This window comes from Microbacterium sp. DMC48 (assembly GCF_056313825.1).
Map to the genome: position 1 here is coordinate 407,469 of NZ_JBQUZN010000005.1, position 15,389 is coordinate 422,857.

The following is a 15,389-nucleotide window of genomic DNA, read 5'->3' on the forward strand; positions in this document are numbered from 1 at the left end:
CTTACGATCAAGCCTATGCCCCAACTCAAACGGACGGCCACCGGTGTGCTCGGTGGCATTGCGGGACTCGTCGGTCTGAGCGCCATCGCCGGCATCCTCGTCACGGCCACCGTGACACCGGCGATCGCGGTCTCCGGCTACGCCGCTTCCAGCGCACTCGACACGTTCGAGAACATGCCGGGCTTCCTCCAGATCGATCCGCTCATGCTGCCGACCGAGATGTACCGCAAGGACGCGAACGGCAACGACGCACTGATGGCGGAGTTCTACGACCAGAACCGCATCCCGGTGACGTTCGACCAGGTCAACCCCGTCATGTACGACGCGATCACCTCCAGCGAGGACAAGAACTTCTACACGCACGGCGGCGTCGACCTCGTCGGCACCCTGAGCGCGCTCGTGGGCAACGCCTCCAACGGTTCCAACCGCGGAGGCTCGTCGATCACCCAGCAGTATGTCAAGAACGTGCTGCAGCAGAACTGTGAGAGCAAGGCGCAGAACTCCGACGAAGTCGCGGCGTGCTACGCGACGACCACGGCCAACCAGGGAGCTGAGGGCTACCAGCGCAAGCTGCAGGAGATGCGGTACGCGATCCAGCTCGAGAAGCAGTACTCCAAGGACGAGATCCTGCTGGGCTACCTGAACATCACCAACTTCGGCGGCCTCGTCTACGGCATCGGCGCCGCGGCACAGCACTACTTCGGCGTCTCGGCAGCCGATCTGACGATCGCGCAGGCGGCGACGATCGCCGGTATGGTGCAGGCTCCCAACGTCTACCGCATCGATATGCCGGAAGGGTCGACGACCGACAAGGCCGGTAACCCGATCAACAGCCAGGCCGACGGGTACTCCCTGACTCTCGACCGACGCAACTACGTGCTGGGCCGCATGCTGGCCAACGGCAAGATCTCGCAGCAGGAGTACGACGACGCGATGGCCTCGCCTATCACGCCGAACATCACGAACCGCAGCCAAGGTTGCCAGAACGCGGCGGGCGCCGAGTTCTTCTGCGAGTACGTGCGCACGATCCTGCTGAAGGACCCTGCCTTCGGCGCCGATGACGACACGCGCGCGGCGAACCTGCGCCGCGGCGGCATGAAGATCTACACGACGCTCGATCCGACGCTGCAGGACGAGGGGCTGAAGGCCATCTCGATCGTGCCGGCGTACGTGGACTACATGAACCTCGGCGCGTCCGCCGTGCAGGTGGAGGTCGGCACCGGACGAATCCTCTCCATGGTGCAGAACCGCCCGTTCTCGACGGACGATGCCCCCGTCAACGCCCCCACCACGCAGGTGAACTACAACGTGCGCCAGGAGAACGGCGGCGGCGGCGGCCACTCGGCGGGTTCGACCTACAAGATCTTCAGCCTGCTCAACTGGCTCGAGCAGGGACACTCGGTCAACGAGACCCTGAACGGGCGCATCGGCCAGAAGAAGGTCGACCAGTGCGACGGGACGATCCAGAACGTCGTCGCGGGCAACAACGGGACCGGGATCGGCAACTTCGAGAACAACCCGGGATACGTCGGGACGGTCTACAACTTCACGCGCGACTCCCTGAACTCCGGATTCCTCACGATGGCCGAGAAGATCTCGGTGTGCAGTACGAACCGGCTCGCGATGAAGATGGGCGTCATGACCGGCAGCGGCGGACCGCTGGACACGACGAATTACGCTTACAACGTCCTCGGCGATCAGGCCGTTGCTCCGATCGACATGGCCCAGGTCTATGCCTCGGTGGCCGCCAAGGGCACTCTGTGCCCTTCGAAGGCGATCGACAAGGCGATCGACGCGCAGGGCAAGGACATCACCCCGCAGATCACCTGCCAGCCCGCGATGAGTGAGGCGGTCGCGGCAACCGCCGCGTACACGCTGCAGGGCGTCATGACGGGCACCGGCTCCGGCGCACAGATCGGCGACGGCGTGCCCGTGTTCGGCAAGACCGGTATCCACGAGTACCTGCACACATGGATGGATGGCTCGTCGACCAAGGTCGCCACCGTTGTCTGGGTCGGCAACGTCGAGGGCACCGACCTGCTGAGTGATCACTACGAGAACGGCTACGTGCTCTCGCGCATCCGCAACTCGATCTGGCCGGCGATGCAGGGAGCCGCGAACGCGAAATACGGCGGCGACCGCTTCCCCGACCCGGATGCCGCGCTGACGAAGCGCCAGCTGACAGATCTGCCCTCCGTGATCGGCATGACCGTCAACCAGGCGCAGCAGACGCTGAGCACGGCCGGATTCTCGGTGACGGTGGGCGACCCGGTCGACGGAACCGAAGCCGCGGGCACCATCGTCCAGCAGGACCCCGGTGCGGGCAAGGTCGCCGGCGGCACGACCGTCACGATCCGTCCCAGCAACGGGCAGGGCATCGCCGTTCCGGCCGTGAGCGGCAAGCCCGCGGATGCCGTGAACACACTGAAGGCGCAGGGCTTCAGCAATGTCGCCCAGCAGTGCACCGCCTCGCCGACCGCCGATGACAACGGCACCGTGACCGGCACGAATCCCGCCGCGGGAACGGTCGTCAACCGCAGCACGCAGATCACCGTGCAGTACCAGGCCAAGAACTGCGGCGGACGTCCGTGACGCCCGCGCGCACCGCCCTCGCCGCCGTCTCGGCGGCGGGGGCGGTGGCCGTCGGAGCTGCCGTCTGGGGCACCTGCATCGAACGCTTCCTCTTCACGGTCCGTCGGCATGAGCTCGACATCCTTCCGGTCGGTTCTCCGTCGCTGACGGTGCTCCACCTTTCCGATGCCCATATGGCTCCGTGGCAGCATCGCAAGCAGCAGTGGATCGCCCTGCTCGCCGACGCGGTCCGACCCGATCTCGTCGTGAACACCGGAGACAATCTCGGCCATGCCGAGGGGTTGAAGGGCATCCGTGCCGCGTTCGCGCCCCTGCGCGGTGTGCCGGGACTCTTCGTCCATGGCTCGAACGACGTGAGCGGACCGTCGGCCCGGAATCCTCTCAACTACTTCCGCGGGCCGTCGGCCGGTCCGCGCAACGTCGTGGGGCTGGACACGGCAGCCATGGACGCCTACTTCACCGATGAGCTCGGCTGGACGAACCTGAACAACACCGCGGCCGTCGTCGAGGCCGGCGGCCTGCGGCTGGAGACCTTCGGAGTCAGCGACGCGCACCGCGAGTGGGACGATCTGCCGGCTCTGCCTGCCGCGATCGAGGGCGCCCGACGCGGTCGGCTCTTGCGTTCTGCACGGGATGCGGACCTCGTGATCGGTGTGACGCACGCGCCGTACCAACGCGTCTTGGACCGATTCGTCGAACTGGGCGCCCAGGCGATCTTCGCCGGACACACGCACGGCGGTCAGGTGCGCATCCCCTTCTCCCCCTCCGCCCTGGTGGCCAACTGCGACATCCCCCTCGACCAGGCCCGCGGTCTGAGCACCTGGGCGGCTGCCGGACGTCGCGTGCCGCTGAACGTCTCGGCCGGGCTCGGACACTCGATCTATGCTCCGGTGCGCTTCGGATGCCGTCCCGAGGCGTCGGTGCTCACGCTGCGCGCGCGTCGCGAGGACGACAGCCTGCTCGATTCGTCACGGGAGGCATCGACGGGGTAGACTCGGAGGGTTGCCACGGGGTGTGGCGCAGCTTGGTAGCGCGCTTCGTTCGGGACGAAGAGGCCGCAGGTTCAAATCCTGTCACCCCGACAGCAGAGAGGCTCCGCCTGGAGAGATCCGGCGGGGCCTTTCCTCGCTCATTCACCGGATGGGAGCACCCGATGACCACCCCCCGCCTGATCGCGTTCGATCTCGACGACACGCTGGCTCCTTCCAAGAGCGCCATCGATCCCCGCATCGGAGAGCTCTTGCTCGAGCTCGCGACGCGCGTCGAGGTGGCCATCATCTCGGGCGGCCAGCTGCAGCAGTTCCAGTCGCAGGTCGTCGAGCGGCTTCCGGCGGCGGATGCCGCGACCCTCGACCGCTTCCACCTCATGCCCACGTGCGGGACGCAGTACTACCGGCTCGAGGAGGGTGGCGTCCGCACGGTCTACGCGCACGCCCTCACCGACGACGAGAAGTCGCGCGCCCTCGCTGCCGTCGAGGAAGAGGCCCGTCGCCTGGGCCTGTGGGAGGCCGAGCCGTGGGGAGACATCCTGGAGGATCGCGGCTCGCAGATCACTTTCTCCGCGCTCGGGCAGACCGCTCCCCTCGAGGCGAAGATGGCCTGGGATCCGACGGGCGAGAAGAAGAACGCGCTGCGCGACGCGGTCGCCGCGCGCATTCCCGATCTCGAGGTCCGCTCCGGCGGCTCGACGTCGGTCGACATCACCCACCGCGGCATCGACAAGGCGTACGGCATGCGCAAGCTCGCCGAGGTCACCGGCATCTCGCTCGATGACATGCTGTTCGTCGGCGACCGCCTCGACGAGCACGGCAACGACTACCCCGTCCTCGCGATGGGTGTGACCTGCCAGGCCGTGGAGGGGTGGGAACACACCTCCGCTTATCTCACCGAGCTGATCCCGACGCTCCCCCGTCGCTGACGTCAGCCGTCGACGGCCACCACGGCGGTCGAGGGTGCCGGCAGCCCGGCATCCGCATAGTAGGCGGTGATGTGGGCGCGCACGAGTTCGCGGGCGCGCTCCGCGTCGCCGGACTCGATCGCGGCGAGGATATCGCCGTGCTCGCGGTGCAGCCGCTGGACGGTCGTGTCCCAGTCGGAGATCTGGCGCGCACCGGCACGGATATAGCTCTCGATCGTCGTGCGAAGACCGGCCATCGTCGCGGCGACCACGAGATTTCCGGCGGCATCCGTCAAGCGCAGGTGGAACTGGGCGTCGAGCGCGAGGAAGTCGTCAGCAGTCAGCTGTTCGTCCTCCATGGCGGTGAAAGTGGCCCGCGCCTCCGTGAGATCGGGCTCGTCGATGTCTGCCAGGTGGGCGACGGCCCACTCTTCCAGCAGAAGTCGCGTCTCGTACACGTCCGGGATGGGAAAGCCATGGGCAGCGACCTGCAGACGCAGGAGTTGCGCCAGCCCGCCGTGCGGCGTCGCCGTCACGATCGCGCCCGCCGTCGGCCCGGATCCCGTTGCGGTGCGGATGAGCCCCATCACCTCCAGGACCCGAAGAGCCTCGCGCACGCTGGAACGGCCGACACCGAGTGTGGCCGCCAACTCGCGCTCGGGCTGCAGACGGTCGCCCGGTCCGAGCGCACCGCTGAGCAGGTCGGCCTCGATCTTCTCGAGCACGACCCGCCAGGCGCGTGCCGGTGCGTTCTCGGTCATCCTGGTCTCCCCGTCGCTTAATGGTCAGGCCACAGTAGCGCACGCCGTTCGGACCGGCAAAAAGCCGCGCCGTTCGCACCGGCGGGCCTACGCTCAGACCATGGATCCGCTCTTCGTGGTCGTCGTCATCGCCGCCGCCGTTTCGGCGCTGTGCTGGATCGCCTCACTGGTCACCAAGGACACGTCGTGGGTGGACCGCGCGTGGTCCGTGGTCCCGGTGGTCTACGTGTGGGTCTTCGCGGCGAGCGCACTCGCCGACGGCGACGACGCCGGGCGCCTAGTTCTGATGGCGGCGCTCGTGACGGCGTGGGGTGCGCGGCTGACCTTCAACTTCGCGCGGAAGGGCGGCTACTCCGGGGTGGAGGATTACCGGTGGGCGATCCTGCGCGGCAGGATGTCGCCCGCACGGTTCCAGGTCTTCAACCTGCTGTTCATCGTGCTGTACCAGATGACGCTGCTCGTCCTGATCACGCTCCCCGCGGAGTGGGCGAGGACTCATCCGGCTCCGCTCACGGCGGCCGATGCGCTCATCGCCGCGCTCTTCGTCGGATTCCTCATCGGTGAGACGGTCGCCGATCAGCAGCAGTGGGACTTCCATCAGGCAAAAGCGCGCGCAAGCGCCGACGGCTTCCTCGCGACGGGGCTCTTCGCCTACAGCCGGCATCCGAACTTCTTCTTCGAGCAGGCCCAGTGGTGGGCTTTCTACGCGTTCGGCGCGACGGCCGCGGTTGCCTCCGGAGCCGGCGTGTGGGGCGGCGTGCTCAACCCGACGATCGTCGGGGCCATCCTGCTGACGCTCCTGTTCGTCGGGTCGACCGTGTTCACCGAGTCGATCTCCGCTGCGAAGTACCCCGCATACGCCCAGTACCGGAGGACGACCTCGATGCTGGTCCCGCTGCCGCGCCGCCGCGACGGGGCGCGCGTCAGCTGAGCCGGCCGCCCGACTCGCGCAGGTAGCACTCCGCGCACATCGACTCGTAAGTGACCTTCTCGTGCGACAGCTCGTCGATGGCGACCTGGTCGCCGTCGAAGACGAACCGACCACCGACCAGTCGCGCGTTGAACAGCGCCTTGCGCCCGCAGCGACAGATGGTCTTCAGCTCTTCGAGGCTGTGGGCGAGCTCCAGAAGCCGGGCCGAGCCGGGGAAGGCGCGCGTCTGGAAGTCGGTACGGATGCCGTAGGCAAGGGCGGGGATGCCGTCGTCGACGACGATCCGCAACAGGTCGTCGACCTGGGCCGGGGTGAGGAACTGCGCCTCGTCGATGAGAAGACACGCCACCCGTCCGTCGTAGCGGGCGGCGTGCTGGGCGACGAGGGCGCGCAGATCGGCATCCGCAGCGATGAGGAAGTCGACCTGACGCTCCACGCCGAGTCGGCTAGAGATCTGATCGGCACCCTTCGTGTCGATCTCGGGCTTGGCCAGCAGCACGTGCTGTCCGCGTTCCTCGTAGTTGAATGCCGCCTGCAGCAGGGCCGTCGACTTGCCGGAGTTCATCGCCCCGTAGCGGAAGTACAGCTTCGCCATGCCCGTGCCGCCCCGACCCGGATCAGCGGTTGATGCCGAGCACGCCGGCGGTAGCGTCGAGCGACGCCTCCGCAGCGGCCGGGTCGCCGTTGAGAGTCGACCCGTAGCTCGGGATCAGCGCCTTCAGTTCCGGCTCCCACGCGGAGATGTGGTCGGGGAAGCATGTCTTCAGCAGGCCGAGCATGATGGATGCCGCGGTCGACGCTCCCGGAGAGGCTCCCAGCAGACCGGCGACCGACCCGTCGGCCGAGGTGACGACCTCGGTGCCGAACTGCAGCACGCCGCCCTTCTGCGGATCCTTCTTCATGACCTGGGCGCGCTGGCCGGCCTGCAGCAGCTCCCAGTCCTCGGCCTTCGCGGTCGGCATGAACTCGCGGAGCGAATCGACCTTGCGCTTGTGGCTCTTGAGCAGCTCGCTGACCAGGTACTTGATCAGGCCCGGATTGTCGATGGCGACCTTCAACATCGGACCGATGTTGCCGGGACGCACCTGCGCGACGATGTCGGTGATGCGGCCGTTCTTCAGGAACTTCGGGCTGAAGGTCGCGAACGGCCCGAACAACAGCGAGGTCTCACCGTCGACGACGCGGGTGTCCAGATGCGGCACCGACATGGGGGGCGCCCCCACGGAGGCCTGCGAGTACACCTTGGCTTTGTGCTGCGCGACGATCGACGGGTTGGACGTCTTGAGCCACTGCCCCCCGATGGGGAAGACGCCGTAGCCGGAGATCTCCGGAATGCGCGAGGACTGCAGCAGCTTGATCGCCCAGCCACCCGCGCCCACGAACACGAACCGCGCCGACAGGCTCCCCGGCGTACGCCCGAGCGTGTGACGGTACGACACGTTCCACGTGCCGTCCGCGTTCTTGCGGAGCTTTCGCACCTCGCGATTGGTGACGACGTCGACGCCCTGGTCGGCGAGATGGGAGAAGAGCTGACGGGTCAGCGAACCGAAGTCGACGTCGGTGCCGGCCGGAACGCGCGTGGCCGCGAAAGGCTCGTCGGCCTTCTTGCGCTTGTGCATGAGCAGCGGCGCCCACTGATTGATGACGCGGGAGTCCTCGGAGTATTCGATGCCCTCGAACAGCGGCTGCGTGCGCAGCGCCTCGTAACGCTTCTTGAGGTACGCGACATCCTTCTCGCCGCGCACGAAGGTCATGTGGGGGGTCGCGTTGATGAAGGTGGACGGCGCATCGAGGATGCCGCGCTCCACCAGGCTCGCCCACAGCTGCCGACTCTGCTGGAACTGCTCGTTGATCGAGATCGCCTTGGCAGGGTCGACCGATCCGTCCTTGGCCTCGGGCATGTAGTTGAGCTCGCAGAGCGCCGCGTGTCCCGTGCCGGCATTGTTCCAGGCGTTGGAGGACTCCTCGGCGACGTCGCTGAGGCGCTCGAGCACCACGATCTTCCAGTCCGGCTGCAGCTGCTTCAGGAGGGTTCCGAGGGTGGCACTCATGATGCCACCGCCGATCAGGACGACGTCGACGGGTTCACTCACAATGATCCAGTCTAGGCGCCGTTTTCCACGGCCTCCGCGAGGCGCGGCATCCACCGCCGTCAACTCTTGCGGTTCTTTCGCACCGCTCAATTCCGCGAAAAACGAGTTCCGCACCGAGACACGCGCCGTCCGGCGGTGTTTCGGTGCGCGGACCGTGTCTCGCAGTCGGACGGTCTCGCGGTGAGCGGTGCTCGGACCGCCGTCAGGCGGCGGCGGTCAGTCGCGCGGCGACGATCTCGGCGATCTGCACGGCGTTGAGCGCGGCGCCCTTGCGGAGGTTGTCGTTGCTGATGAAGAGCACCAGCCCCTTGCCCTCGGGCGCGGACTGGTCGGCACGGATGCGGCCGACGTAGCTGGGGTCGTTGCCGGCGGCCTGCAGCGGGGTGGGCACCTCTTCGAGAACGACACCGGGAGCGGATGCCAGGATCTCGCGCGCCCGCTCGGGCGTGATGTCGTCGCGGAACTCGGCATGGATCGACAGCGAGTGCCCGGTGAAGACCGGAACGCGCACGCACGTGCCGGCAACGCGGAGGTCGGGCAGCTCGAGGATCTTTCGGCTCTCGTTGCGGAGCTTCTTCTCCTCGTCGGTCTCGTTGTCGCCGTCGTCGACGAGGTTGCCGGCGAAGGGGATCACATCGAACGCGATGGGCGCGACGTACTTCTCCGGCTGCGGGAAGTCGAGTGCGCTGCCGTCGTGCACGAGATCGAGGGTGTGCCCCTGGGCAAGAACGCCCTCTACCTGACCGAGCAGCTCCTGCGCGCCGGCGAGGCCCGAGCCCGACACGGCCTGGTAGGTGCTGACGACCAGTCGCTCCAGCCCGGCCGCGGCGTCGAGCGGCTTCAACACCGGCATGGCCGCCATCGTCGTGCAGTTCGGATTGGCGATGATGCCCTTCGGCGGGTTCACCGTCGCGTGGGGATTGACCTCGCTGACGACGAGCGGCACCTCGGGGTCCATGCGCCAGGCGCTCGAGTTGTCGATGACGACTGCGCCGGCCTCGGCGAAACGCGGGGCATGCGCACGCGAGCCGGTCGCACCGGCGCTGAACAGCGCGATGTCGATGCCGGTGGGATCGGCGGTGGCGACGTCCTCGATGATGATGGTCTCGCCGCCGAACTCGACAGCCGTGCCGGCCGAGCGCGCCGTGGCGAACAGGCGGAGCTCACGGATCGGGAAGGCCCGTTCGGCGAGAATCTCGCGCATGACCGTGCCGACCTGTCCGGTGGCGCCGACGACGGCGACAGAGAGTCCTGAGTCAGAGATGCGGGTCATGAGGGATCCTTGCAGCGATGCCGTGAACGGAGAGAACGTGCCCGAACGGGCGGATGCCGCGATTCTACCGGCCGCGCCGCATGGGCCGACGCCGTATGACGGCGGCATCCGGTCGCGCAGGCGCGCATTCCTGCCACTGTGCGCACGCCCGGTGGTCAGCGCCCGTCGAACGTCTCGTCGAGCGCGGCGGCGATGTCGGCCAACAGGTCCGCGGTGTCTTCCAGGCCCACCGACAGTCGCAGGTGACCCCAGCGGCGGAACTCCTCGGGGTACGCGGCGACGCGCCCACCCCCGGTGCCCGTGTGAACGATCAGTGAGTCGTCGTGGCCGAGCGAGAACCCCGACGTGATCAGCCGCAGCCGCGACACGAACCGGTTCTGCGTATCGGGATCGCCGTCGACGGCGAAGGCCATCGTGCCGCCGAACCCAGCCGTGAACTGCCGCGTCGCGAGCGCGTGGTCCGGATGAGTGCGAAGGCCCGGGTACCGGATGAAGGCGACCCGCGGGTCATCCTCCAAGAAGGCGGCGATCGCGGCCGCGGATGCCGTGTGCTGGCGCATCCGCAACGGAAGCGTGACCGAGCCGCGCTGGATCTGCCACGCATTGAAGGGTGAGATGACACCGCCGACATCGACCATGGCGTCGGCCTTGATCGGCTCGATCAGCTCGCGGCGGCCGATGACGGCCCCGCCCATCGCATCGCCGTGACCGTTGATGTACTTCGTGAGGGAGTGGACCACGAGGTCGGCGCCATCGTGCAGCGGGCGATACAGCGGCGGGGGCGTGAACGTCGAGTCGACCATGAGCAGGGCATCGCTCGCGTGCGCGATCTCGGCGAGCGCGGCCACGTCGGCGACCTTCGTGGTGGGGTTCGCGATGGCCTCGATGCACACCAGCCGGGTCTGCGGCCGCATCGCGGCGCGGACGGCGTCGAGGTCGCTGATGTCGACGAACGTCGCTTCGATCCCGTAGCGCCCCGGCAGCAGTTCGGTCCAGAGCCGCCACGTCGCCTCATACGTCTCGTCACTGACGACGACGTGATCGCCGACGCGCACGTGAGTGAAGAAGACGGCATGCAGGGCGGCGACGCCGGAGGCGAGAGCCACGGCATCCTCCCCGCCCTCGAGCGCCGCGAGCTTGTCCTGCAACGCCTGCTGATTGACGCCGGTGTTGCGCGTGTAGAGCCCGGGCGCGGTCGCCGACCAGCTGATCTCGCTGGGGTCCTCCGGAAGGGCATATGAGTTCGCCATCACGAGCGGAGTGCGCAGGGCGCGCGTCGAATCCACATGGATGCCACCGTGGACGGCGAGGCTGAGATCGGACAGACTCTCGCCGCGTCGACGGTCGGGGCGTGCACTCATGAGGTCCTCCTGAAAGCGGATCGGCGTCTGTCACGTCCGCGGCGCGATCCCGCTTCCGCAGTACGCACCTCCACGCTAGTGTGCCTTATTAACATTCACAATTGCTTTTAATGCACGGAGTCAGCATGATCAGCGGCACCCTCGACGACATCGACCGCGAGATCCTCGCGGCTCTCACGGCCGACGCGCGCGTGCCCCTCGTCGCCATCGCAGCGCGCGTGCACCTTTCGCGCAACGCCGTCAAGCAGCGCATGGAACGCATGGAGCGCGACGGCGTGATCGCCGGGTACACGGTCGTGCCGGGAGAGGCGGCGGCGCGAGGAGTGACGGCGATCGTCATGGTGTACCGCTCCGACCGCATGCGCGATGACCGCGTCATCGCGACCCTGCGCGGCATCCCCGAAGTGGTCCGCTGCGATGTACTGTCGGGCGAGTACGACCTGTTCGTCACACTCCACGCCGCCACGATGGATCGCATCGGGCAGATCTGGGAACAGGTCGCCGCGATTCCGGGCGTAGCCAACACCGTCACTGCCGTCTCCCTCACGCGCGCGATCGACCGCAGCTGAACCGGCCGCGCGTCACCGCGCCGCCGCCAGAAGCTGCGCGACCTCGTCCCGATCGATGCCCGCGTGCGCGACCACGGCGTCGACCAGCGACTCCCCCGTCGCCAGGCACTGGTGCGCGGCCCGGGCCGCCGCCTCGTACCCGATGGCCGGAACGAGCGCCGTCACGGCCCCGACGGCGACGCTGATATTGCGTTTGAGCGTCTCCTCCCGCGCGCGGATACCGTCGACGCAACGCTCCCGCAGCATCCGCACACCGTTCGTCAGCCACTCGATCGCCTGCAGCAGACTGTGCGCGATCACCGGCTCGAACGCATTGAGCTGCAGCTGCCCGGACTCGGCGGCGATGCCGATCGTGACGTCGGCACCCATGACCGCGAAAGCGACCTGGTTCATCGCCTCCGGGATGACGGGGTTGACCTTTCCCGGCATGATCGAGGACCCGGGCTGCTGCGCGGGCAAGCGGATCTCACCCAGCCCCGTCTGCGGTCCGCTGGAAAGCAGTCGCAGGTCGCTGCTGATCTTCGACAGCTTGACCGCGATCCGCCGCAACAGACTCGAGGTCTGCAGGAAGGCGCTGGTGTCCCAGCTCGCTTCGAACAGATGCGCCGCGGGGGTGACGGGCAGATCGGATGCCGCCGCGAGCGCGGCGACGATGTCGCCCCGGTACGCCGCGTCAGCGGTGACCCCGGTGCCGATCGCGGTACCGCCGAGGGAACACTCCAACAGGAGCGGCACCGTCTCCTCGAGACGGCGCAGATCCTCTGAGATCGCCGCTGCGAACGCGGTGAACTCATCGCCGAGCGACATCGGCACGGCGTCCTGCAGCTGGGTGCGCCCGATCTTGCGGATTCCGGCGAACGCGTCGCCGCGGTCCTCGAACGATGCCGCGAGCGCCGTCAGCTCGGGGGCGAGTCGCCGCAGGGCGCGGACGGTCGCGAGCCGGATCGCGGTCGGATACACGTCATTGGTCGACTGACTGCGGTTGACGTGGTCGATGGGATGGACGACGTCGTAGCGGCCGCGCGCGATTCCGAGTGCTTCGAGCGCTGCGTTGGCGATGACCTCGTTCGCGTTCATGTTGGAGCTCGTGCCGGCGCCGCCCTGAATCACGTCGACGACGAAGTGGTCGTGCAGCTCACCCGCGATGATGCGTCGACACGCGGCGACGATCGCCCTGCCGATGAGCGGGTCGATGAGTCCGTGGGCGGCGTTGACCGTCGCGGCAGCGAGCTTGACCTCGGCGAGCGCAGCGACCAGAACCGGATGCCGGGAGATCGGCGTCCCGCTGATCTCGAAGTTCCGACGCGCACGTGCCGTGTGGATACCCCAGTACGCGTCAGCGGGGACCTCCCACTGACCGAGCGCGTCGCGCTCCACCCGCACGGCGTTCATGCGTTGATGCAGATGACTTTGGGCTGCGTCATCTCCTCGTAGGCGAACCGGACGCCCTCACGGCCCATGCTGCCGTATTTGGCTCCGCCGAAGGGCATGCTGTCGACACGGTAGTCGGAGGAGTCGTTGATCATGACCCCGCCGGCCTCGAGCCGATCGGCGACACGCAGGGCGCGCGCGATGTCGGACGTGAACGCGGCGGCATGGAGCGCATACTCCGGCTCTTCTGCGAGCGCGATCGCTTCGTCTTCCGTGTCGAAGGCGACCAGCGTCACGACGGGGGCGAACGCCTCGTCGGCCCAGAGTTCGCACGAAGTGGGGACGTTCTCGACGACGGTCGGAGTGTAGACCGATCCGGTGCGACGATGGCCGACGAGCACGCGTGCCCCCGCGGCGACGGCGTCGGCCACGAGTCGCTCGGCCCGCCGCGCGGCATCCTCCGTGATCATCGGGCCGACATCGGTGGCCTCGTCCGTCGGATCTCCGGCACGAAGAGCCGCGGTGCGAGCGACGACGCGTTCGCGGAAGGCGTCGTACACCGATCGCTGGACGAGCAGACGCTGCGCACCCACGCAGTTCTGTCCCGCTGCCCAGAACGCGCCCGAGACGCACGCCTCTGCGGCAGCGTCGAGGTCGGCGTCGGCGAACACGAGCACGGGCGCGTTCCCGCCCAGTTCCATCGCGAGCTTCTTCAGTCCCGCGTGTCGCGCGATCGCCTCACCCGTCGCGAAGCCGCCGGTGAAGGAGACCATGCGCACCTCGCGGGCGGCGACAAGCGCCTGCGCGAGATGCCGGTCGCCGTGCACGACGGTGACGATCTCGTCGGGAAGTCCGGCCTCGATCAGCAGGTCAACCAGGAACCGCGCCGTCAGAGGCGTGAACTGCGACGGCTTGAGGATCACAGCATTGCCGCCGGCGATGGCAGGCCCCAGCTTGTGCGCGACGAGGTTCAACGCGTCGTTGTACGGGGTGATCGCCACAATGATGCCGAGCGGTTCGCGCGTGAACCAGCCGCGCCGGCTCTCCGAGCCCTCGAAGGCGTCGAAGGCGATCACCTCGCCGGGGTGCGAGCGCGCGGCATCCGCCGAGAGCGAGAGCGTCATCGTGGCCCGCCGCACCTCCTTGCGCGCTTGGCGGATGGTCTTGCCCGCCTCGGCGACGATGAGCGCAGCGGCCTCGTCCGCCCGCTCCCGAAGGAGCGCCGCGGCGCGCTCGAGGACCTCGTGCCGTGCGAAGCGGGAGAGATCGCGGGAGATCGCCGCGCCCGTGCGCGCACGATCGAGGACGCCGTCGATCTCGTCCGGTCCGCTCTGTACGACGGTGCCGATGATCACGCCGTCGAAGGGCGACGTCACGATCAGGTCGTTCTCGATCACCGGCGCGCTCACGACCCCACCTCGATCGGGGCGTGCTGCGCGGCGTCGATCGCGATGATGTCCGACAGCAGTGCGTAGGCCGTCTCGACGCGCCCAGCGCCGGGTCCGGACACCGTGACGGTGCCGAGCAGGTCGGTGTCGAATGAGACGGCGTTGGTGGCCCCGGACACGCCGGCGAGGGGGTGGGTGGCGGCCAGCGCCACGGGGCGAACGCTCGCGACGACCGCTCCCGTCTCATCACGGCGCGCCGAGCCGATGAGCTTCCACCGCGCACCCTCGGCAGCGGCGCGTGCGATGTCTTCGGGTGTCACGCCGACGATGCCCTCGCATGTGACATCGGCGGGCGTGATGTCGGCGCCGAGGATCTCGTTCGCCAGGATCACGACCTTCAGCTGCACGTCCGAGCCGCCGATGTCGGCAGTCGGGTCTGCTTCGGCGTAACCGAGCTGCTGCGCCTCGGCGACGGCGGCGTCGAGGGACAGACCGTTCTCCATCCGGCCGAGAACGTAGTTGCTCGTGCCGTTGAGAATCCCCTGCACCTCGGTGACCCGCAGCCCCTTCAGCGTCTCGGCGGCGAAGCGGAGAACCGGGGTCCCGCTCATCACCGAGCCCTCGTACGCGAAGAAGACGCCGTGCGTCGCGGCGATTCGATTCAGCTCGCCCGACGCCAGCGCGACCGGCCCCTTGTTCGTGGTCACGACGCTCTTGCCGGACTCCAGCGCGGTGCGGACATGGGAGATGCCGGGCTCTCCGTCGAGCGGATTGGTGAAGGTCGCCTCGACGACGATGTCCGCCGTCGTGTGGCGGATGACGTAGTCGTTCTGGGGCACCGCGGCGCCGCCGCGCCAGCCGGCGAACGTGTCGTCAGCCTGCATCGCGAAGACGGCGGCGAGATCGATGCCGTCGGACTGCATCACCGAGCCCAGGCGCAGATCGGTGATCGCGACGATGCGCAGCGCGAAGCCGAGCTCATCGGCCAATCGCTCGCCGCGATCATAGACGATCTGGGCGAACGCGCGGTTGACGCCGCCGAATCCGATCAGTGCGATGTCATGTCGGTACACGTCGATCTCCTTCAGGTCGGGGACGGGTGCGATCAGTCTGCGCAGCCGACGCGTCCGTGCGCGCCTGCCGGTGTGCTCCT

13 protein-coding genes and 1 tRNA gene are annotated in these 15,389 nt (G+C 68.1%); 6 read left to right on the forward strand and 8 right to left on the reverse strand.

Annotated features, from left to right (window positions below; genetic code table 11):
- Positions 1 to 15: 15 nt before the first annotated feature.
- The 4 genes from ACT53O_RS11095 (at position 16) to ACT53O_RS11110 (ending at position 4,510) form a co-directional block, all read left to right on the forward strand.
- Entirely contained in the window at positions 16 to 2,592 is a 2,577-nt protein-coding gene (locus ACT53O_RS11095) for a transglycosylase domain-containing protein (RefSeq protein WP_476152406.1), read from the forward strand.
- Complete coding sequence (locus ACT53O_RS11100; protein ID WP_476152408.1) at positions 2,589 to 3,584, forward strand: metallophosphoesterase; 996 nt, start codon at positions 2,589 to 2,591, stop codon at positions 3,582 to 3,584. The genes ACT53O_RS11095 and ACT53O_RS11100 overlap by 4 nt, the downstream gene beginning before the upstream one ends.
- Before the next feature lie 16 nt (positions 3,585 to 3,600).
- Positions 3,601 to 3,674, forward strand: a tRNA-Pro gene (locus tag ACT53O_RS11105).
- 71 nt (positions 3,675 to 3,745) lie between these two features.
- The gene (locus ACT53O_RS11110) at positions 3,746 to 4,510 is read left to right on the forward strand and encodes an HAD-IIB family hydrolase (RefSeq protein ID WP_036317080.1); all 765 of its coding nucleotides are present in this window, start codon (positions 3,746 to 3,748) and stop codon (positions 4,508 to 4,510) included.
- A 2-nt stretch (positions 4,511 to 4,512) separates the two neighbouring features.
- On the opposite strand, the gene ACT53O_RS11115 is transcribed toward ACT53O_RS11110, so the two are convergent.
- On the reverse strand, positions 4,513 to 5,250 hold the full coding sequence (locus ACT53O_RS11115; protein WP_476152411.1) for a FadR/GntR family transcriptional regulator: 738 nt from the start codon (positions 5,248 to 5,250) through the stop codon (positions 4,513 to 4,515).
- Positions 5,251 to 5,350: 100 nt separating this feature from the next.
- On the opposite strand from ACT53O_RS11115, the gene ACT53O_RS11120 reads away from it, so the two are divergent.
- Positions 5,351 to 6,181 (forward strand): DUF1295 domain-containing protein, encoded by an 831-nt coding sequence (locus ACT53O_RS11120; protein ID WP_476152413.1) that lies wholly within the window; start codon positions 5,351 to 5,353, stop codon positions 6,179 to 6,181.
- Here ACT53O_RS11120 and ACT53O_RS11125 read toward each other — a convergent pair.
- The 4 genes from ACT53O_RS11125 to ACT53O_RS11140 all read right to left on the reverse strand — a co-directional run bounded on the left by ACT53O_RS11125 (position 6,174) and on the right by ACT53O_RS11140 (position 10,908).
- Positions 6,174 to 6,776 (reverse strand): thymidine kinase, encoded by a 603-nt coding sequence (locus tag ACT53O_RS11125; RefSeq protein ID WP_036317070.1) that lies wholly within the window; start codon positions 6,774 to 6,776, stop codon positions 6,174 to 6,176. The two genes, ACT53O_RS11120 and ACT53O_RS11125, sit on opposite strands and share 8 nt — an antisense overlap.
- Positions 6,777 to 6,798: 22 nt before the next feature.
- Entirely contained in the window at positions 6,799 to 8,274 is a 1,476-nt protein-coding gene (locus tag ACT53O_RS11130) for a malate:quinone oxidoreductase (protein WP_476152415.1), read from the reverse strand.
- Between the two features lie 202 nt (positions 8,275 to 8,476).
- The gene (locus ACT53O_RS11135) at positions 8,477 to 9,547 is read right to left on the reverse strand and encodes an aspartate-semialdehyde dehydrogenase (protein WP_294946345.1); all 1,071 of its coding nucleotides are present in this window, start codon (positions 9,545 to 9,547) and stop codon (positions 8,477 to 8,479) included.
- A gap of 155 nt (positions 9,548 to 9,702) precedes the next feature.
- Positions 9,703 to 10,908, reverse strand: coding sequence for a trans-sulfuration enzyme family protein (locus ACT53O_RS11140; RefSeq protein WP_476152418.1), 1,206 nt, complete (start codon positions 10,906 to 10,908; stop codon positions 9,703 to 9,705).
- 125 nt (positions 10,909 to 11,033) lie between these two features.
- On the opposite strand from ACT53O_RS11140, the gene ACT53O_RS11145 reads away from it, so the two are divergent.
- Positions 11,034 to 11,477, forward strand: coding sequence for an Lrp/AsnC family transcriptional regulator (locus ACT53O_RS11145; protein ID WP_476152420.1), 444 nt, complete (start codon positions 11,034 to 11,036; stop codon positions 11,475 to 11,477).
- Between the two features lie 12 nt (positions 11,478 to 11,489).
- On the opposite strand, the gene ACT53O_RS11150 is transcribed toward ACT53O_RS11145, so the two are convergent.
- The 3 genes from ACT53O_RS11150 to ACT53O_RS11160 are packed head-to-tail and all read right to left on the reverse strand — an operon-like array spanning position 11,490 to position 15,309.
- Positions 11,490 to 12,869, reverse strand: coding sequence for an aspartate ammonia-lyase (locus ACT53O_RS11150; protein ID WP_476152422.1), 1,380 nt, complete (start codon positions 12,867 to 12,869; stop codon positions 11,490 to 11,492).
- Positions 12,866 to 14,257, reverse strand: a complete 1,392-nt coding sequence (locus tag ACT53O_RS11155) for an aldehyde dehydrogenase family protein (RefSeq protein ID WP_294980223.1) — start codon at positions 14,255 to 14,257, stop codon at positions 12,866 to 12,868. The genes ACT53O_RS11150 and ACT53O_RS11155 overlap by 4 nt, the downstream gene beginning before the upstream one ends.
- Positions 14,254 to 15,309 carry a homoserine dehydrogenase gene (locus tag ACT53O_RS11160; RefSeq protein WP_476152424.1) on the reverse strand — a complete coding sequence of 352 codons (1,056 nt, stop codon included), beginning with the start codon at positions 15,307 to 15,309 and terminating at the stop codon, positions 14,254 to 14,256. The genes ACT53O_RS11155 and ACT53O_RS11160 overlap by 4 nt, the downstream gene beginning before the upstream one ends.
- Between the last annotated feature and the right edge of the window lie 80 nt (positions 15,310 to 15,389).